The following is a 19,619-nucleotide window of genomic DNA, read 5'->3' on the forward strand; positions in this document are numbered from 1 at the left end:
ATTACTTGTTACAAATCAAACTTAATTCCTTGTGCTAAAGGTAACTCATCAGAATAATTAACCGTATTGGTTTGTCTTCTCATGTAGACTTTCCAAGCATCAGAACCAGACTCACGTCCACCTCCAGTTTCTTTTTCACCACCAAATGCTCCACCAATTTCAGCACCAGACGTTCCGATGTTGACGTTAGCGATGCCACAGTCAGAACCGGCATAAGACAAGAACTTTTCTGCTTCCTTCATCTCATTTGTCATAATGGCTGACGATAAACCTTGAGCCACACCATTTTGCTTTTCAATAGCATTTTCAACCTCACCAGAATATTTCATTAAGTATAAAATTGGAGCAAATGTTTCGTGTTGAACGATTTCAAAATGATTTTCAGCTTCAATAATTGCTGGTTTTACATAGCAACCGCTTTCATAACCTTCACCTTCTAAAACACCACCTTCAACTAAAACGTTTCCACCTTCAGCTTTTGCTTTTTCAATAGCCGCTAAATAGGTTTCAACTGACTCTTTATCAATTAATGGTCCGACGTGATTGTTTTCATCTAAAGGATTACCTATTTTAATTTGTCCGTAAGCACCAACAATGGCATCACGTACTTTATCGTAAACTGATTCGTGAATAATTAATCGTCTTGTAGATGTACAACGTTGCCCACAGGTACCAACAGCACCAAATACAGCACCAGGAACCACCACTTTTAAATCGGCCGTTGGTGTAATAATAATAGCATTGTTGCCACCTAATTCTAATAAGGACTTCCCAAAACGTTCGGCAACTGTTTTACCAACTATACGTCCCATTCTTGTAGACCCTGTTGCAGATACTAAAGGAATTCTATGGTCTGTAGTCATCATTTCACCTACTTTATAATCGCCATTAATGATACAAGAAATACCTTCTGGTAAGTTGTTATCTTTTAAAATACCTGCGATAATATTCTGACACGCTATTGAACACAACAATGATTTTTCAGAGGCTTTCCACACACAAACATCACCACAAATCCAAGCTAAAGCGGTATTCCAAGCCCAAACGGCTACTGGAAAGTTAAATGCTGAAATAATACCAACAACTCCAATAGGATGCCATTGTTCTCTCATCACGTGACCAGGACGTTCTGAAGGAATCGTTTGCCCATTTAATTGACGTGATAAACCTACAGCAAAATCACAGATATCAATCATTTCTTGTACTTCTCCATAACCTTCTTGCAAGGATTTTCCCATTTCATAAGAGACTAATTTCCCTAAAGGTTCTTTTAAGTCTCTTAATTTATTTCCAAACTGACGTACAATTTCTCCACGTTGTGGTGCAGGGACATCTCTCCACGTTTTAAATGCGCTTGTCGCGGCATCCATTACTTTGTCGTAATCAGCTCTAGTTGTTGTTTTTACTTTCCCTATTAATTTCGCATCTACTGGCGAATAGGATTCAATAATGTCTCCACTAGAAAAGCTATTAGACCCTGTAGAAGAGCCATCATTTATATCGTTAACGCCTAATTTTTGTAAGGCTTCTTTTATTCCGAAATCGGTAGCTACTGCTTCCATATTTGCTAATTTTTTATGAATTATTAAAATTTTATGCGAAGTTACTAATAAAAACTCACTAAGACGAGGTACAATCATCTTTAGTTACAAAGCTTTCAAGGTCCTTTTTTTAACCTTAAAATCACATGACATTATCGCTTTAGGCAAGCTCTAATTGCAATTACAATTATGAATTGAAAATTAATTTAAAAAAATGAAAAGATTTAAAACAACATAAAATGTAACATTTTATTACCTTTAAACACAAATAGTTAACCAACCTCAACTACAACCATCAACCTAATTTACTTTCAACCTAAAGAAAGTAAATGATTACACTATTTCGCCGACTTAGGCATTATCGCGACACAATTTTGATTTTTCAAAATCAAATGTCCTGTGGACATTTGGTGAAGATAGCCGTTTACGGACTTTTTATGAATCTAACGTTCAGTTTATGATTACGATTTTTAGAAAAATCCGTCAAAATTTAGTGTCCGAAAACAAATTTTCGAAATACCTTCTCTATGCCATTGGTGAAATTATCCTTGTAGTCATTGGTATTCTTATTGCGTTAGGGATTAATAATAACAACAATTTCAATGAGCAAAGAAAGGTAGAACAAGAATATCTAACATCGCTTCAATCAGAATTTGAAACCAACCTGAATAAAATAAATACGGCTATTCAAGTCAATGAGCAGCGCATAAAAACGTTAGAAAAAATGTTGACTTTATTCAACAAAAATGTACGCGATACCATTAAGCCAGAAACCATTTCTCAGTTGCTTGGCCCTATTTTTGGCAGTGATATTCAGTACACACCAACAACAGGAGTTTTAAGTGACATCATTAGTTCTGGGAAACTCAATATCATTTTAAATAAAAACTTAAGAGAAGATTTAGCTTCTTTTGAAAGCACAATAAATCATTTAAGCACGCAAGTAAATGATGCTGATTTTACACAACGAAATTTAACAAGTCTTTTCTTTAAAAACGGTAGCGCTAGAACTATTGTTACAGATTTAAATATGATTGATTTACAGTTTGAATCTATCTCTTCAAAGACAGACAACAAGGACATCTTTAATTCTATTGAATTCGAAAATTATCTAGTGGATTATTATTTGCTAGCTAAAGCGACAAATGGGCCTCGATTATTTGGCGGCATAAAATTGCAAATAGAAAACATTCTAAAAGAAATTAAACAAGAATTAGAAAACAAATAAAGCTATTAATTAAGTCGTGCATCATGAAACATAAAAAACCAGATTGGACCAAAACCGAATTACAAATTTATATTATGCTGCTTTGTGCCAATGCAGATAAAACTGAAACTGAAGAAGAATTGGAAATGATTCAAAATAGCACATCCAACATCACTTTTCTAAAAATGTATAAAAAATTTCATAAGCATTCAGACAAAAAACGCTTTAAAAAAATTGATGCTGTTATTCATAACCATGATTATAGCCAAATGGAACTCGCTGCCTTTAGAAGAGAAATGTATAAAATTTTCTTCTCGGACAACAGATTTAGCATGTTAGAGGAGCGACTAGATATGACCCTAGATAATATCCTCTACTAAAAATCAAATAAGATTCCCACTTTCTCGAGAAATTAAAAGATAAAATAAGCAATGATTAAGTTTTTTAGAAAAATAAGATACAACCTTATGGAAACAGGTAAAACAAGTAAGTACTTTAAATACGCCTTTGGCGAGATTATTCTCGTAGTAGTAGGAATTTTAATCGCACTTCAAATCAATAACTGGAATGAAAACAGAAAGAATACCCAATACGAACAAAACTATCTACAAAGAATTCTAAAGGATTTAAACAAAGACCAAGTAGAACTTGAGATGCATTTCAATACAGACACCCTAAAACTAGATGCATTTACCGAGATAATGCGTATACAAAGGACTAATTCAATTACATCAAATCAACAAGCTTACTTAACGGCTCTAAGTAAAGTTCAAGGGACCAACTGGTTTGAAGGCAACGACGTAGTATTTAATGAAATGAAATTTTCTGGTAAGCTAGCGCTAATCGCTTCAGAGGAATTAAGAGAAAGTATACAAAACTATTATAAGCAAGTAGAAGAAGTTATAAAACAAGAAAACATCTACATTGCCTTGCAGACAAGTGCATATTACAGGATAAATGATTATACAGACAATGCATTTTTAAGAGAGGCTTCAATGGCACCGAGATGGAATTCAAATACTAACGAGGTAACTTATGAAGATATCATTCATTTTAATGATAATTTAAATGAAGTGCAAAAGAAAGAATTACTTAAAGATTTAACAATACTAAAAGAAAACATTTTGTACAGCAACAAAGTTAGAACTACCCTCTACGAAAAAGGTAAAGCAACAATTAAACTCATAAATGATTATTTAGAAAAGAAGACATAACAAAAGTAAAATCTCGTTGACCATTAGTTGAGATAACCGCTTGCGGAAAACATAAAAGTTAAAAACATGATTAAGTTTTTTAGAAAAATACGATACGACCTTATGGAAAAAAACAAAATAGGAAAGTACCTTAAATACGCCATCGGTGAAATTATCCTTGTGGTTATTGGGATTTTAATTGCCTTACAATTAAACAATCTTAATGATGAACGAAAAACTGAAAATTTAAGGCAAGTATATTATAAACAATTATTACAAGATTTTGATAACGACAAAGCATATATAAAAGAGCATTCTTCAAGAATAGATTCTAATATGGTAAAAATTAGAGCCTTTAAAGAAATCTATAATCAACCAAACTTACCATTAGTAAAAATAATTACTGAAACTGGAAATTTAGATTGGCAACTTAGAAGTGTTCAATTCAAATCTAATACGATACATACTTTGCAGAATACAGGTGACATCAAATTAATACCACCAAGCATTAGAGAACCTTTAATCAGTTTAGATAAATATAAAGAAGAGGTAGAAAAAGCTTCTGAATACAATAATGGTGAAGCTGGTAAAGCGGGCGCAACGGCAGCTAACAGATTCGGAAGTGAAGAATTTGCATTTAAAAACATACAAAATCAGCCTAAACTATTGGAATATGTATATGAAGAAAAAAACTTAATAGAGATTCTTATTGAATTAGAAAGGAGTCAATATATGAAGGTTGAATCGGAAAAACGAAGTCTTATAAGATTTAAGAAAGTTTTATCTGATATGGAAGAAATTGAAATTCTTATTAATAAGGAATTGAAAAAATAATGAAACCACAACAATGTTTCTACTTCATTATAACCAACAATTAACCAATAAGATTCCCGCTTTCTCGGGAAATGAATATGATAAAATTCTTTAGATTATCGAAACACAATTTTGCAAAAGCAAAATCAAAGGTCTAGTAAACCTTTGGTGAAGATAGTCGCTTGCGGAAAAAATAGAAACTAAAAATATGATTAAATTTTTCAGATATATTAGAAAAGACCTCATGGAACAAAACAAAACATCCAAATACTTTAAATACGCCATTGGCGAAATTGTGCTTGTGGTTATTGGGATTTTAATTGCATTACAATTGAACAATCTCAATGATGAACGGAAAACTGAAAATTTAAGGCAAGTTTATTATAAACAATTATTACAAGATTTTGAAAAAGACAAAAAATACATAAAAGAGGCTTCATTATCAATTGATTCTAATATGGTGAAATATAAAGCCTATAAAGAAACCTTTAATCAACCAAACCTTCCTACAATTCAAATAATTAATAATATTAGTAATTTAAATTGGTTATTTAAAAATGTTCAATTCAAATCTAACACAATTTCAACTATAGAAAACACTGGAGATATTAAACTAATACCACCTATTATTAGAGAAAAACTAATCAGTTTAGAAAAATATAAAGAAGAAACAGAAAATGTTTCTAAATACAATAATGATAGAGCATCAAAAGCAGAATTTAATGCTAGTCAAATATATGGCAGTGTAGATTTTGTGTTCAAAAATATTAAAAACCAACCTAAACTATTAGAATGGGTATTTGAAAAAAATCGTCAAATAGAACTTCTTGTAGCATTGGAGTCCAGTCAAAATAACAAAGTAAATTCGGAAAAAGGAAGTCTTATAAGATTTAAGAAAATTCTAGCTGATATGGAGGAAATTGAAATTCTTATTAATAAGGAATTGAAAAAATAATGAAAGCACTACAATGTTTCTACTTCATTATAGCCAACAATTAATCAATAAGATTCCCGCTTTCTCGGGAAATGAATATGATAAAATTCTTTAGATTATCGAAACACAATTTTGCAAAGCAAAATCAAAGGTCTTGCAGAGTCCTCATGAAAATGGGGATGCTGAAGATAGCCGCTTGCGGAAAAAATAGAAACTAAAAATATGATTAAATTTTTCAGATATATTAGAAAAGACCTCATGGAACAAAACAAAACATCCAAATACTTTAAATACGCCATCGGAGAAATTGTGCTTGTGGTTATTGGGATTTTGATTGCACTCTCTATTAACAACTGGAATCAGTCACGGAAAGAAAACATATTAGCGAAAAATTACTACAATCGACTTTTATCAGATTTAAAAGCTGATAAAGCGTATACCAATAGATATATCTCAAGAGTTGATTCTTCTCTAGTATTATACGATAACTATAGAAAAAGCTATAAAGAACCAAATTTAAGCCTTGCAGAAATTATTCAAAATTTAGGCACAAACGACGTTAACACATTTCATATAGAATACAAAACAAAAACTATAGAAACCTTAATTAATACGGGTGATTTGCAAATATTAACCCAAAGATAATAGATGTAATAACTGAATATAATGGTAGTAAAAACCAGATTGAAATACTTGCTAGGGACAACAATGAAGATGTTAATGATTTGTTGAAAAATCTTGCTCTCAAAGGTGGAGTCCTACTTAATATTAAGAACTATCCTAATCAGCCAGAATTATTTAAAAAATTAGATTTTGATGATAGAATTCCAGATATGATAATAGCATTTGAATCCTACGTTATTTGGAAACAAGCTGTGAATAGAACTAGTATTAAAGAGCTTACTAAAATCAATAAAACCGCAGATTCCATTATTGAAATTATTAATCTAGAATTAAAAAAATAATGAAAGTACAAACCATTAACCAATGATAAAATTCTTTAGACACATTAGACAGCAATTACTATCTGAAAACAAGTTCAGTAAATATGTACTCTATGCCATTGGCGAAATAGTGCTGGTAATAATAGGTATTCTAATTGCATTAGCTATTAACGAAAATGCAAAAGACAAAAACAACTTAGAATTACGCGATTTATATATCATTCAGTTAGAAGATGAAGCCAACCGCAACCTAAATCGATTAAAAGAGCTTAAGGAGTTTACAATTGAAATGCTTAAAGAAGTTGATACTTTAGGTTACATATTATACACCAAAGATTACGATAATCCCAAATTGCCACCAAAAGCCTTTAGGCTCATGGATACCGAATACTTTAACCCATCAACGGTAACCTACGAAAATTTGAAGTTTTCTGGAGACCTGAAATTGTTTGATGATTTAAACGTACGTAACTCTATTTCTGAACCTTACGAAACCTTTAATAATATAAAACTCGTTGAAGATTTGGATTTTGATGGATTTAGTAATTATTATAACGATTTTTTAATTAAAAATGTAAGCTTTTTTGAAATGCAGCTAACTGCAAAAAGTTATGCAAAAGAAATCCATTTTCAGAATTATATTTTAGCAAGAAAAACAACTTTAAATTTTAATAAAGAGGCCTATGAGCGATCCATTGAATCCCTAAACCAACTAAAGACCATTTTTGCTGAATTAAAAAAAGACAATTAAATAACTAATATTTAAACCGTTGCACTTTATGACCACCAACCGCTAACCCATGATAAAATTCTTCCGAAAAATCCGTCAAAACCTCATTATGGAAAATAAAACATCCAAATACTTTAAATATGCCATTGGCGAAATTGTGCTTGTGGTTATTGGGATTTTGATTGCGCTTCAGATTAACAATTGGAATGAAAATAGAAAGTTAAAATCTAAAGCAGATATTTATGTAAATAAAATAATAAATGATCTTAAGGTAGATACTCTCAATATTAGTAAACTTATTAATAGAGCAGTAACACACAAAAAAGAAATTGCCAATTATTTCGAGTATTTCAATTCTGAAGATTCCATAAATGTAGAGCAATTAATTGATAGTATAAATGACTTAGAAGTATTCTACTTAAAATATTTCCCTGTAAACAAAACGTTTAAAGACATGGAATCTTCGGGTAATAGCGACTTATTATTAGATACGCATAGAGATTTTCTTATAAACCTTGTATCATTTCAAAGTGAATTAGAAATTATCAATCAATCCTATGTAGACATAGCTATCGAGGAAAACCAGAAAAGCCTTCAACAATTAGGAAATAGCACAAATTTTTACAAAAAACTAAACAGGAAGAACTCTAAAGAACGCCAAACTCAAGGATTGTTGCATAAGCACCTTTTTTTACATGCATTAGACGACCTATATCGCTATTTAGATATAAGAGGCAAAAAAATAATTGAAACGTCTACAGAAGCTATAGCCTTATTAACAGAAAAACAACAATGATAAAATTCTTCCGAAAAATTCGCCAAAACCTAATTATGGAAAATAAAACATCCAAATACTTTAAATATGCCATTGGCGAAATTGTGCTTGTGGTTATTGGGATTTTAATTGCGCTGCAACTTAATAATTGGAATGATGTGCGAAAGAATAAAAACTACGAACAAGAAATTTTACTTTTAATTAATCAAAATTTAGAAAATGACTCCATTGTTTTAACTGAAGGATTAAAAAAATCAAAGCAAGCCAATAAATTAACAGACAAACTACTAGAGCAAGTGGCTTTGGGAAATTATAGTGATAGTTTAAATTATTGGATGGGGAAAATTATTTGTTTTGAAAGGTTTAATTCTCAATCTAGTGCCTTTGAAGTCTTAAAATCAAAAGGGATAGAAACCATTTCTAATAATGAACTTCAATTAGCATTAATATCATATTACGACGAAACATTAAACAATGTTTATCAAGCACTCAATGATGTAGAAGGATCATTTAAAGCAGATTGGCTTCCCGTAATAAAACAAGAATTTTCAGATTTTAAATGGCGCGAGTATTGTAAACCTACGGATTCAAAAGCTTTTTTTGAGAACCCATCTAACCTTACATTTTTTAAACTTTTTAAGGATAATAGACTTGGTAGCGTATATAATTTAGAGCAGGCATTAGAAAAAATATCTGAAATAAAAAAGCTTTCTAAGACAACCCAAAATGATTAAATTCTTTAGACATATCCGCCAAAACCTCATTATGGAGAACAAAACATCCAAATACTTTAAATATGCCATTGGCGAAATTGTGCTTGTGGTTATTGGGATTTTAATAGCATTAAGCATTAACAATTGGAGTAATAACAAGCAACTACGTCATACAGAACAAGCCTATTTGTTATCGCTTCAAAGTGAATTTAAAACTAATCTTAATAAGGTAAATAAGACCATTTCAGATAATAAAAAACTAATGAATGACATAGAGCAAATGCTGACTTTATTTGATAGTAATGTTCGCGATACCATCAGTGATAAAGAAATATCGGGTTTAATATATTCAGTTTTCGGAAACTCAGTAACCTATAATCCTTCAAAAGGCGTATTAACTGATATTATTAGTTCAGGGAACTTAAATCTAATTCAAAATGAACAACTAAGACAACAACTTGCTTCTTTTGAAGCCATGTTAGACAATGTTAAATTTCAAGAGATTGGTATTAATTCAGCAAAAGGGGAAATGATTAGCATGTTGAATAAAAATGGAAGTATCCGAAAAGTGCTAATTCATAGAGGTCAAAATTTTGAACATCAATCAATTTCCGATGCCGTTAACAATAAAAACTTGTTCAGTTTAACTGAATTTGAAAATGACCTTTTAAATTACTATTTGTCAATTAGAGGAGCAAATGGTCCAAAAGTTTTTGGTAGAATAAAAGAGCAAATAGAACTCATTTTAGTTGATCTTGAATCAGAAATAAAATTATGATTAAGTTTTTTAGACATATTAGAAAAGATCTTATGGAAAAAAACAAAACAGGAAAGTATTTGAAATATGCAATTGGCGAAATTATACTCGTAATGATAGGTATTCTTTTAGCATTACAAGTCAATAACTGGAACAACAATCGCATTGAGCAAAACGAAGAAAAAGAGGTAACTGCCAAACTACACGCAGATTTTAAAGAAAATAGAAAGGTGTTGAAAGATTTTCTGATTGAAGTTAATAATCAGATGAACGCGCAAATAACTCTAATGAATTTAGTTGGAGCTTCTAAAGAAGAACTCTATAAACATAATTTAGATAGCATATTTTATATTTCTTTTGGAGCTACTGAAATGGCTTTTGCCGATAATACCATTAAAAATATTATGCAAAGTGGAAAGTTCAATCTTTTGAAAAATGAAAAAATTACAGACTTACTTTATAAATGGAATACATTATCTGAAATTAGAAAAACTCGTATGACAAAATTGGATGATTGGGCAAATGATAAGCTTATACCTTATTTATTACCCAAAATATCTTTTAAACAAATGGATATGACCAGTAATTATCCTTGGTCCGGAATTTCTAAAGTAAAACCAGATTATTATCCTGTGTTTCAAGAGGTAACATTCGAAAATTATTTAGACAATAGTATTTGGCATTATCAACAAGTAAAAAAGCGATGCGAAGAAACAGATAAGCTTATTGATGAAATAATTGATGCTACAAAACCTAAAGGGAAATGATAAAATTCTTCAGATTATCGAAACACAATTTTGCAGAAGCAAAATCAAAGGTCTAGCAGACCTTTGGTAAAAATAGCCGCTTGCGGAAAAAATAGAAACTAAAAATATGATTAAATTCTTCCGACATATTAGAAAAGACCTCATGGAGAAAAACAAAACATCCAAATACTTTAAATACGCCATTGGAGAAATCATTCTTGTCGTAATTGGTATCCTCATCGCATTACAGATTAACAATTGGAATGAAAACAGAAAACAATACATACAAGAGGAAAAATTATTAGTATCATTAAAATCCGACTTTTTAGAATCTAAAGATCGTTTACAACAAACGATGTACATGCAAAAAAATGTGATTAGAAAAAGTAGTGAACTTATTAAAATGTATGAAGATAAAATACCGCGTGCAAGTAACGACTCTATAAAGAATTTTATTATTTATGGTGCTCAAAGCTGGTATCGTGCCGAATTTTTAACAGGAGCTTACGATGCCTATATTAGTACCGGAAACGCCGAATTATTGCGTAATAACCAACTTAGAAAAATGCTTGCCGAGTATTTTTCAATTGTGAAATTAGGATTTGAAGATCAAGACAACAGTATGAATCTTCTAAATAATATGCAAAATATAAGTGCTCCAGTCAGTGCGCATCTAGAATTACCTGTTGCCAGGAAACAAATTGGATTAGATACCCTAAGAAGTCCTAAAGAAGATATGGCTATTGACTTTATTTTTAATCAAGACGCCTATTTTGGCCATCTCATGAATAGAGTTGCTGTTGAACATCTCAGATACGATATACAAAAAGAAATGCTCAATAGGACATCTCAAATATTAGTAATCCTAAACGATGAAATAGAATTGCAAAATGATTAAAATCTTTCGAAAAATTCGTCAAAACCTAATTATGGAAAATAAAACATCCAAATACTTTAAATACGCCATTGGCGAAATTATACTTGTGGTTATTGGTATTCTTATTGCACTTCAGATTAATAATTGGAATGAAGGTAAAAAAGCGAAAGAAAAAGAACATCAAGTTTTAACTGAAATCATTTCAGACTTAGACTTTACGCTTCAAGATTTAGACAGAGTTCTCAATAAAAGAACCAACAACTTAAATAGAACTATAAATTCAATTAATACCATAATTGATGTGCTTAAAACCGATAAACCTTATCATGATTCTTTGGCATATCATTTTAGGGCAGTTCACGCTTACGATGAGATAGATTTTAAAACCAGTGGTTATCAATCCTTAGTGTCTATTGGCACTGACCTCGTTGAAAACCCTAAGATTCGTTCAGCGATTGGTAAGTTTCACACCTCTTCTATTAACGATACTCAAGGTAGTTTTGAAGAAGTACATATGGATTTTTATAGCTATATGATGGATTATTACAGAAAGTACTTTACAACAGTTATTATTAGTAATTCTATTGACAAGATGGTTCCCAATGATTTTGAAGGACTAAAAAATGACAGCGAATATATACAATCATTAAATGCCTTTTTAGATGTTAATATCGCTTACTTCGAAACTTTAAGTCAAGTCAATGATGAAGCAGAGCAATTAAAAAAAGATATAGAAATTTATATAGAATAGTGCCTTGTCATTCCGAACTTGATGAGGTATTCACAGTGAGCTGAAAGCGTTATTACGTGTACGAAGGTATGACAAGACAAAACCAAATTTCGTCAGTTCTAGTGAAGTTGCCGGAGCAATTTTGTATCGAGAGACTGTAGAAAATGTAGGTCCAGAACTTCTCGATAAAATTTGAATAAATAGAACCCTCTCAAATCGGCATTTCTCAACTTAAAGAACAATTTAACAACAACAAAAAGTCTAAACACTTTTTGTCATTCCTGCGAAGGCAGGAATCCACTCGTAATAAAAAGGTATAATGCATAAAAATGTTCATCAATACTACCTGTATTTACTTTCAAAAAAATATAATGGAAATTTACATAAAGGTGTTAAATAGAAGCACCAATGGAAAATAGATATCATAGAAAAAGAGAATCCTAATTGGAGTGACCTCTCTGAATATTGGCCAAGTCTCAACAAAATTTAAAATGAACTAATAAGTGGATTCCTGCCTTAGCAGGAATGACAAAACAGAACTATTTATTGATTACAAAAAGAATCCCAATTTCCTTAACTCATTTGCTAACAATTCTTAACTTTAAGAACAATTTAACAATAACCTAAAGTCTAAACGTTTTAAAATTGCCGTACTTATTTAACAAGAATGTACTTACTCTTGTTTTAATCACATTTTAAACTAAAATCCACCATCATGAACATCAAAAAGCACCTCCTCCTACTCTTAATTCTCGTTTTTGTTGTGTCATGTAAAAAAACACCTGTAGAAACTGATAATATTTTTAAGTACCGCGATTACATCAGCTATACAACTTCAGGCTTAGTGTCTGTTGCCGATCCTATAAAAATCAGTCTTTCAGATACGGTTAACGGATGGGAAATCGATAAAACCCTACCAACAGAACTCGTTAAAATAACACCTCACGTTCAAGGCCAATTAAAAGCCATGAACAACCACACCTTACTTTTCACACCAGATGAACATTTAGAACCTGCTACAGAGTACACTGTAAATGTTAAGTTAAATGATATTTATAAGAACGTTCCGAAAACATTTGAAGAATATACGTTTCAATTCAAAACTATTACGCCAAGTTTTAATATCACCACACAAAACCTACAATCCTATAGTAAAGAATGGCAGTATATGTTTGCGCAATTACGATCGGCTGATGTAATTTCACTTGCCGAAGCTAAACAATTGGTGTCTGCTTCTCAGAATTCAAAATCATTACAATTAGTGTGGAATGACGCTGCTGAAACTTCAAAATTCTTCGAGTTTAAAATAGATAGTATCAACCGTTTAGTTGAAGATAGTAAAATTGATATCGCATGGGATGGATCTGCCATAAAAGCGGAAAATAAAGGTGAAAATTTCATCACTATTCCAGGAAAAAATAACTTTACAATTGTGAATACGGAGGTGATTCAAAGTCCTGAGCAATTCTTATCACTTAACTTTTCAGACCCTTTAGTGAAGCAGCAAAATTTCGCTGGATTGGTGTCGCTTCAAGGCGTTAAAAACCCTAAATATATTGTTGATGGTAATGTGTTGCGTGTGTATCCAGATTCTAAATTGGTTGGAGATATTCAAGTTGATGTCTTCCAAGGCATCAAAAACACTGATGGTTTCAAATTGAAAAAGCCATTTTCAGAATTGGTAACCTTTGAAGAATTAAAACCTGAAGTAAGGCTCATCAGTAACGGCAGTATTCTTCCAAATTCAAACGAATTAAAATTCAATTTTGAAGCGGTTAACTTGAGTAAAGTCGATGTGAGAATCATTAAAATATTTGAAGATAATGTCCTTCAGTTTTTACAAGACTACAACATCAATGGCAATGACCAATATGCCATTAAAAAAGTAGGACGACGCATCGCCAAAGAAACCATCACCTTAATTCAAGAAGAGCATCAAAACACAGGAAAATGGAAAGCCTACAGCATCGATTTATCTAAATACCTTAAAGCAGATCCTGGAGCTATCTATAGAGTAGAGTTAAGTTTTAAAAAGGAGTATTCGCTTTATGATTGTACCTCAAATGCAGAAACAACAAGCATTGATGACGATGACTACTATGATGATTATAATGAAGAGGATGACTACGCTTCTGAGGAAAGTACTGAGGAAGAAGAAGACTTACGCGAAGAACGTTATTGGGACAATTTAACCTATAGCTACAGAAATACTAATTACCGTTGGAGAGATAGAGACAATCCTTGTACCGAATCTTATTTTAACTACGGCAATCGCGTGGTGTCTCAGAATTTAATCAGTTCAGATCTTGGTATAATTGCGAAGCAAGGTGCCGATAACACGTATTTATTTGCGGTGACTAATATTTTAACGACAAGTCCAGAAAGCGCTACAAAAATCACCTTATACAATTACCAACAACAAGAATTAGCCGATGGCATTACCAATAAAGAAGGCATGCTAAAAATCGATGCTAAACATAGAGCCGCTTTTGCCATTGCGACCAAAGGCAGCAATGTTAGTTATATTAAATTACATGATGGTATGTCTTTATCGTTGAGTAAATTCGATGTGTCTGGTAACCGATTACAACGTGGTCTAAAAGGGTACATTTACGCCGAACGTGGCGTTTGGCGACCTGGAGACAGTTTGTTTTTAACCTTTATGTTGAATGACATGGCGAATAAACTACCAAAACGTCATCCTGTAAAATTAGAAATCACAGATCCTGTTGGTAAATTGGTATACAGAAAAATATCTATAGACAACCTTAATAATTTCTATGATTTCATTGTACCAACCTCAACCGATTACAAAACCGGAAACTATAACGCGAAAGTTTCTGTTGGTGGTGCTACATTTTCAAAAGGCTTAAAAATTGAAACCGTAAAACCAAACCGATTAAAAATTAAAATCGATTTTGAAAACGACATTTTAACCAACAACACACCACTTCAAGGCGACTTAAACGTCACGTGGTTACATGGTGCACCAGCGAAAAATTTAAAGGCTGAAATAAAAGCTAAATTCACATCAACATATACCAGTTTTAAAGGCTATAAAGATTATGTTTTTAACGATCCTACACGCACATTTAATTCTGAAGAAACCAATGTGTTTGAAGGTAATTTAGACGCAGACGGAAATGCCACTATCAATTCAAAATTGAATATTGGTAAAAATGCACCAGGTATGTTATCGGCTCAATTCCTAGTAAGAGCTTTTGAAAATGGCGGTGATTTTTCACTAGATGCCTTTACCATGCCTTATGCACCTTACGAGAGTTTTGTTGGCTTGCAATCACCAAAAGGCAATAACTACGGTTCCTATTTTACAGATGAAAATCACACCTTTGATATAGCAACCGTAACGGCTGAAGGAAAACCTATTAAAAGAGAGAAGCTAGAAGTTAAAGTATATAAGGTCGAATGGCGTTGGTGGTGGAATTCCTCTTACGATAACCTATCGAGCTACGTATCGAGCAATTACCACAGACCAGTGCAGTCCTTTTTAGTCAATACAGATGCTAACGGTAAAGCGAATTTCAAATTGAAAATTCCAGAAGACGAACGCGGACGTTACTTAATTAGAGTTGTAGATCCTGTTAGCGGACATGCCACAGGAAGAACGGCTTATTTCTATAAAAACTGGTGGTCTTCAAATCCTTCAAACGATAAGGAAGCGGCTAAAATGTTAGTCTTTTCAACTGATAAAGAAAATTATAATGTTGGAGAAACTGCCAAATTAACCTTCCCATCAGGTTCAGAAGGCAGAGCTTTGGTGAGTATAGAAAATGGTTCGGAAGTGTTGCAACAGCAATGGGTAAAAACGAAGCCAGGTGAAACGACTGTGGATATTCCTGTAACTTCAGAAATGGCACCAAACGTCTTTATCAACATTTCATTATTGCAACCACATGCGATAACATCTAACGATTTACCAATTCGTTTGTTTGGAGTCATTCCGATGATGGTAGAGGATCCTGCCACCAAATTAGAACCTCAAATTAAGATGCCAGATGTTATTAGACCTGAGCAATCTTACGAGATAAAAGTATCTGAAAAGAATAACAAATCTATGACCTATACCATTGCGGTTGTAGAAGAAGGCCTCTTAGATCTAACCCGATTTAAAACACCAAATGCTTGGGATAGTTTCTATGCACGTGAAGCATTAGGCGTGAAAACCTGGGATATTTTTGATGATGTTATTGGCGCTTATTCCGGTAGTGTTGACCAAGTATTCGCGATTGGTGGTGATGGCAGTGCAGCTGCAGGAAAAAACAAAAAAGCCAACCGTTTTAAACCTGTAGTGACGTATTTGGGCCCTTTCCTTTTAGATAAAGGAAAAACCAAAACACACCAACTTAAAATGCCAAATTATATTGGTGCAGTAAGAGCTATGGTTGTGGCAGGAAACAACACCACAGAAGCTTATGGAAGCGTTGATAAGTCTGTTCAGGTGAAACAACCTTTAATGGTTTTAGCCACGTTACCACGAAAATTGAGTCCTGGTGAAAAAGTGACATTACCTGTAACAGTTTTTGCTATGGAAGACAAGGTTAAAAACGTCAATCTATCCTTAAAATTAAGTGATGGTATTACTGTAAAAGGAGACGCGACACAATCCCTTACATTTGATAAGCCAGATGAAAAAATGGTCTATTTTGAGTTGGATGTTACCAAAGCAAAAGGCATCAACACCGTTGAAGTTATTGCTTCAGGACACGGCGAAAAATCAACCTATAAAGTTGAAATTGACGTAGAGAATCCGAATCCGTTTACATCGCGTGTTATGGATCACGAATTAGAAGCCAATGCCACTAAAAACATCGACGTGACCACCTTTGGAGTTGCAGGAACAAATTCGGCAACGGTAGAATTTTCAACCTTGCCACCAATGGATTTCACAGGGAGATTGCAATATTTAGTTCGTTATCCTCATGGTTGTTTAGAACAAACCACCTCTGGAGTATTTCCGCAATTATTCTTGGCTGATATTTTTGACTTAACGACTCAAAAGAAAAAAGAAGTCCAAAGTAATATTGAAAGTGGCATCAAACGTTTAGGGAATTTCCAAAAAGCCAATGGAGGCATGAGTTATTGGATGGGAGAAAGTACAGCCAATGATTGGAGCACAAGTTATGCTGGCCACTTTATGATTGAAGCGGAGAAGAAAGGCTTTGTTTTGCCATTAACGTTTAAAAGCAATTGGATTACCTACCAACAACAAGCGGCTCGAAACTGGAGACCTAGCTATAGAATTTATCATTCCGATTTAGCACAAGCCTATCGATTATATACCTTGGCTTTAGCTGGAAGTCCAGATTTAGCAAGCATGAATAGATTGCGTGAGTTTGAAGAAATCTCTAACGAAGCCAAATGGCGATTAGCCGCAGCCTATGCTTTAGCCGGACAGAAAGAAGCGAGTGATGCCATTTCAAAAACGGCTAATATCAATTTTCAGCCACCAAAATCTAACTATTACACTTATGGCTCAGTGGATAGAAATAGAGCCATGGCTTTAGAAACCATGATTATCACTGGCAATCCAAAAGCTAAAGACTTAGCAAAATCTATTGCTAAAGATTTATCGAGTGACAGCTGGATGAGTACGCAAACCACAGCCTACAGTTTATTAGCTATGGGGAAAATGGTGATTAAAAATGGAGGAAAAGATTTAAAAATTTCCTACAGTATAAATGGCAAATCAGAAACTATAGATACTAAAAATGCCATTGCGCAGCGCAGTATTCCTATTACTGATGGCAGCAATCAAATTTCGATTAACAACGCCAAAGACAATTTAGTTTATGTACGCATTTTAAACTCTGGTAAATTAAAACTAGGCGAAGAATTAGCAGAACAACGTGGCTTTAGTATTTCAACGATTTATAAAGATTTACAAGGCAACAAAATTGACGTTAAAACACTACAACAAGGGCAAGATTTTGTAGCGACAGTAAGCATTTCAAATTTAACCAATGATTATGTACACGATGTAGCGTTAACTCAGATTTTCCCTTCAGGTTGGGATATTGTAAATACTAGATTTACAGATTTTGGAGATACAACTGTCAGTCAAGCGCGATATACAGACATCAGAGATGATCGCGTGAATTTCTATTTTGATATGAACGCCAAGGGTAAATATGGCACTAAAACCTTTACCGTTTTATTAAACGCTTCCTATTTAGGCACCTATTATCTACCAGGCTCACAAGCTGAAGCCATGTATGATAACGACTATTTGGTGAGAAATAAAGGGGAATGGGTAACTGTTGAGAAATAATACCAAGACCTGCAAGGTTTCAAAAAACCGTGTAAGTCTTAATTAACCTAAATAATAATACCTACAAGGTCAAAAGAAAAGACCTTGCAGGAGAAGTCAACACAACTCTCGTCAGTTCGAGTGATTCTGACTTTTTCGTCAGAATTGTATCGAGAACCATACAAATTAAAATGTTTCTCGATACAAATTTCAAGCTCAAAAAAGCTTAAAATTCACTCGAAATGACAACAGTATAAAAGACAAAAAACTAGCTACTGAAACTAGTCCTGCATAAACTAAAACTTGTCGGTCGACAGACAAGCATCCTAAAATACTATTTAGGCTTTGAATTTATTTGAAGTATAAAATGTAAATTTTTTGTAATAAACGAGGCATCAAAATCAAGCATAGCCATAGCTATGGTTTATTTTTATAACAAAGTGTAGTGCAAAAAAGAACATTTTTACCGAATAAATACAAAGTGTAAATGGTATCAAAAAACCGCTAATAATGTTTAACCCAAAAACAAAAAATTATGAACAATTTAAAACAGATTTTAGCGATTGTAATGTTACTAAGTGTAACAGTAGTAACAGCTCAACAAACGGCATATGTTGCCGCAGAAAGTGGATTATCTCTTAGAGACCAACCAGACATTAGTGCAAAACTATTGAGTAAATTATCCTATGGTGAAGCCATTGGAGTTATAGAGAACACAAATAAAGAACTCGTTGTAGTAGATGGAGGTAAAAAAGTCAGCGGCGAATGGGTAAAAGTTGAAACCCGAAACCATATTGGCTATGTGTTTAATGGCTATTTATCTTCAACAAAAATTTCTAAAACCATTAGATTGGATTTAGACAAATTGAATGTTGAAATTAAGAATTTAGCTACTAGCGACTATAAAAGAACGCACAATCTTAAACAACAAGATTCCATTACAATTAATGTGGATCTTGGAGCTTCACCTGAAAGAAAACAAATTGTTTTAGTTGATAATGATTATAAGCATGTGAGTATTTTTCAACGTTACGAAAACAGCATTTCATTTATGAGTGCAGATGCGCAATGCGACTCCAAGGATTGGAAACATTTTGATTCGGAATGGAAACCATTAAAACAAAATAGATCTAATACGTTTGAAACTTTAGCGTATACAGAAAACGATTGGAAGCACTTTATTGATACGTCGATTGAAGATTTAAAAACAGAGGTTATAGACCAATGTGGATCAGATTGGTTAGACTACTTTAAAACCATTAAGAATCGAAAAGATCAACCTGTTGGAGTTGCCACAAATCGTGTGTTTTTAAAGTTTATACTCACCGATTTTGAAGATAATATTACAGAAAAAATAATTGAATTTGATATGCCTAAAGGCTGCTAAATTG

Annotated in this window: 16 protein-coding genes and 1 pseudogene; 16 read left to right on the top strand and 1 reads right to left on the bottom strand. The window is 32.7% G+C overall.

Going from position 1 to position 19,619, the window contains the following annotated elements; genetic code table 11:
- Window positions 1–8: 8 nt before the first annotated feature.
- Window positions 9–1,562, bottom strand: coding sequence for an L-piperidine-6-carboxylate dehydrogenase (gene amaB / locus HM992_RS02415; RefSeq protein ID WP_179318578.1), 1,554 nt, complete (start codon window positions 1,560–1,562; stop codon window positions 9–11).
- Between the two features lie 436 nt (window positions 1,563–1,998).
- On the opposite strand from amaB, the gene HM992_RS02420 reads away from it, so the two are divergent.
- The 16 genes and pseudogenes from HM992_RS02420 (at window position 1,999) to HM992_RS02495 (ending at window position 19,615) form a co-directional block, all read left to right on the top strand.
- Window positions 1,999–2,769: a DUF6090 family protein gene (locus tag HM992_RS02420; RefSeq protein ID WP_179318579.1), complete on the top strand. Its 771-nt coding sequence runs from the start codon at window positions 1,999–2,001 to the stop codon at window positions 2,767–2,769.
- Between the two features lie 23 nt (window positions 2,770–2,792).
- Window positions 2,793–3,128 (top strand): hypothetical protein, encoded by a 336-nt coding sequence (locus HM992_RS02425; protein WP_179318581.1) that lies wholly within the window; start codon window positions 2,793–2,795, stop codon window positions 3,126–3,128.
- Window positions 3,129–3,215: 87 nt separating this feature from the next.
- A complete protein-coding gene (locus HM992_RS02430) occupies window positions 3,216–3,962 on the top strand; it encodes a DUF6090 family protein (protein WP_179318583.1) in 747 nt (248 codons plus the stop codon).
- Between the two features lie 102 nt (window positions 3,963–4,064).
- A complete protein-coding gene (locus HM992_RS02435; protein WP_179318585.1) occupies window positions 4,065–4,775 on the top strand; it encodes a DUF6090 family protein in 711 nt (236 codons plus the stop codon).
- A 187-nt stretch (window positions 4,776–4,962) separates the two neighbouring features.
- On the top strand, window positions 4,963–5,709 hold the full coding sequence (locus tag HM992_RS02440; protein WP_179318024.1) for a hypothetical protein: 747 nt from the start codon (window positions 4,963–4,965) through the stop codon (window positions 5,707–5,709).
- A gap of 237 nt (window positions 5,710–5,946) precedes the next feature.
- A pseudogene (locus HM992_RS19955) lies at window positions 5,947–6,067 on the top strand (DUF6090 family protein); the annotation flags it as partial.
- A gap of 349 nt (window positions 6,068–6,416) precedes the next feature.
- On the top strand, window positions 6,417–6,653 hold the full coding sequence (locus HM992_RS02450) for a hypothetical protein (RefSeq protein ID WP_179318589.1): 237 nt from the start codon (window positions 6,417–6,419) through the stop codon (window positions 6,651–6,653).
- Window positions 6,654–6,675: 22 nt separating this feature from the next.
- Entirely contained in the window at window positions 6,676–7,383 is a 708-nt protein-coding gene (locus HM992_RS02455) for a hypothetical protein (RefSeq protein ID WP_179318591.1), read from the top strand.
- 88 nt (window positions 7,384–7,471) lie between these two features.
- Window positions 7,472–8,158: a DUF6090 family protein gene (locus tag HM992_RS02460; RefSeq protein ID WP_179318593.1), complete on the top strand. Its 687-nt coding sequence runs from the start codon at window positions 7,472–7,474 to the stop codon at window positions 8,156–8,158.
- Window positions 8,159–8,193: 35 nt separating this feature from the next.
- On the top strand, window positions 8,194–8,871 hold the full coding sequence (locus tag HM992_RS02465) for a DUF6090 family protein (protein ID WP_229720429.1): 678 nt from the start codon (window positions 8,194–8,196) through the stop codon (window positions 8,869–8,871).
- A gap of 31 nt (window positions 8,872–8,902) precedes the next feature.
- On the top strand, window positions 8,903–9,628 hold the full coding sequence (locus tag HM992_RS02470) for a DUF6090 family protein (RefSeq protein WP_179318597.1): 726 nt from the start codon (window positions 8,903–8,905) through the stop codon (window positions 9,626–9,628).
- Window positions 9,629–9,660: 32 nt separating this feature from the next.
- Window positions 9,661–10,374, top strand: coding sequence for a hypothetical protein (locus HM992_RS02475; protein WP_179318598.1), 714 nt, complete (start codon window positions 9,661–9,663; stop codon window positions 10,372–10,374).
- A 106-nt stretch (window positions 10,375–10,480) separates the two neighbouring features.
- Window positions 10,481–11,251 (top strand): DUF6090 family protein, encoded by a 771-nt coding sequence (locus HM992_RS02480; RefSeq protein WP_179318025.1) that lies wholly within the window; start codon window positions 10,481–10,483, stop codon window positions 11,249–11,251.
- Between the two features lie 31 nt (window positions 11,252–11,282).
- Window positions 11,283–11,981 carry a DUF6090 family protein gene (locus tag HM992_RS02485; RefSeq protein ID WP_179318599.1) on the top strand — a complete coding sequence of 233 codons (699 nt, stop codon included), beginning with the start codon at window positions 11,283–11,285 and terminating at the stop codon, window positions 11,979–11,981.
- Window positions 11,982–12,675: 694 nt separating this feature from the next.
- Entirely contained in the window at window positions 12,676–18,249 is a 5,574-nt protein-coding gene (locus HM992_RS02490) for an alpha-2-macroglobulin family protein (protein ID WP_179318600.1), read from the top strand.
- A gap of 514 nt (window positions 18,250–18,763) precedes the next feature.
- Window positions 18,764–19,615, top strand: a complete 852-nt coding sequence (locus tag HM992_RS02495) for an SH3 domain-containing protein (RefSeq protein ID WP_179318601.1) — start codon at window positions 18,764–18,766, stop codon at window positions 19,613–19,615.
- Window positions 19,616–19,619 lie beyond the last annotated feature (4 nt).

Origin of the sequence: Winogradskyella helgolandensis, assembly GCF_013404085.1 — a bacterium.
Taxonomy (GTDB): domain Bacteria; phylum Bacteroidota; class Bacteroidia; order Flavobacteriales; family Flavobacteriaceae; genus Winogradskyella; species Winogradskyella helgolandensis.

Excerpts from the sequence above, each read along its gene's own strand:
- HM992_RS02425 (WP_179318581.1), top strand. The coding sequence starts at position 2,793 with ATGAAACATAAAAAACCAGATTGGACCAAAACCGAATTACAAATTTAT.
- HM992_RS02470 (WP_179318597.1), top strand. The coding sequence starts at position 8,903 with ATGGAGAACAAAACATCCAAATACTTTAAATATGCCATTGGCGAAATT.
- HM992_RS02430 (WP_179318583.1), top strand. The coding sequence starts at position 3,216 with ATGGAAACAGGTAAAACAAGTAAGTACTTTAAATACGCCTTTGGCGAG.
- HM992_RS02495 (WP_179318601.1), top strand. The coding sequence starts at position 18,764 with ATGAACAATTTAAAACAGATTTTAGCGATTGTAATGTTACTAAGTGTA.
- HM992_RS02475 (WP_179318598.1), top strand. The coding sequence starts at position 9,661 with ATGGAAAAAAACAAAACAGGAAAGTATTTGAAATATGCAATTGGCGAA.
- HM992_RS02455 (WP_179318591.1), top strand. The coding sequence starts at position 6,676 with ATGATAAAATTCTTTAGACACATTAGACAGCAATTACTATCTGAAAAC.
- HM992_RS02460 (WP_179318593.1), top strand. The coding sequence starts at position 7,472 with ATGGAAAATAAAACATCCAAATACTTTAAATATGCCATTGGCGAAATT.
- HM992_RS02440 (WP_179318024.1), top strand. The coding sequence starts at position 4,963 with ATGATTAAATTTTTCAGATATATTAGAAAAGACCTCATGGAACAAAAC.
- HM992_RS02420 (WP_179318579.1), top strand. The coding sequence starts at position 1,999 with ATGATTACGATTTTTAGAAAAATCCGTCAAAATTTAGTGTCCGAAAAC.
- HM992_RS02465 (WP_229720429.1), top strand. The coding sequence starts at position 8,194 with ATGGAAAATAAAACATCCAAATACTTTAAATATGCCATTGGCGAAATT.
- HM992_RS02490 (WP_179318600.1), top strand. The coding sequence starts at position 12,676 with ATGAACATCAAAAAGCACCTCCTCCTACTCTTAATTCTCGTTTTTGTT.
- HM992_RS02485 (WP_179318599.1), top strand. The coding sequence starts at position 11,283 with ATGGAAAATAAAACATCCAAATACTTTAAATACGCCATTGGCGAAATT.
- HM992_RS02435 (WP_179318585.1), top strand. The coding sequence starts at position 4,065 with ATGGAAAAAAACAAAATAGGAAAGTACCTTAAATACGCCATCGGTGAA.
- amaB (WP_179318578.1), bottom strand. The coding sequence starts at position 1,562 with ATGGAAGCAGTAGCTACCGATTTCGGAATAAAAGAAGCCTTACAAAAA.
- HM992_RS02480 (WP_179318025.1), top strand. The coding sequence starts at position 10,481 with ATGATTAAATTCTTCCGACATATTAGAAAAGACCTCATGGAGAAAAAC.